General features: G+C 63.4%; 1 protein-coding gene. It reads right to left on the bottom strand.

What is annotated here, in order from left to right:
• On the bottom strand, positions 1-260 hold a 260-nt coding region (locus EN859_RS37470; protein WP_281015689.1), incomplete at its 3' end, for a PrpF domain-containing protein.
• Positions 261-284: the final 24 nt, after the last annotated feature.

Raw genomic sequence — 284 nt, 5'->3', positions numbered from 1 at the left:
TCCTGCACCGCGCCGTCTGTCATCGGCACGTGCGCAATGATCGTCTTGCCGATATTGGCCTGCCAGATGCGCACAATGGCCACGCCGTCGCGCGGAATGCGGCTCGCGTCGACCAGACCGGCGCTAATCGCAAACGGCCCGACCGCTGCGGACAGATTGCCGCAGTTGCCGCTCCAGTCGACAAACGGCTTGTCGATCGACACCTGGCCGAACAGGTAGTCCACGTCGTGATCGGGCCGGCTGCTTTTGTCGATAATCACCGTCTTGCTCGTGCTCGACGTCGC

The organism is Mesorhizobium sp. M00.F.Ca.ET.216.01.1.1 (assembly GCF_004010325.2).
In the GTDB taxonomy this organism is placed as follows: domain Bacteria; phylum Pseudomonadota; class Alphaproteobacteria; order Rhizobiales; family Rhizobiaceae; genus Mesorhizobium.
This window is presented reverse-complemented; position numbering and strand designations above follow the sequence as displayed.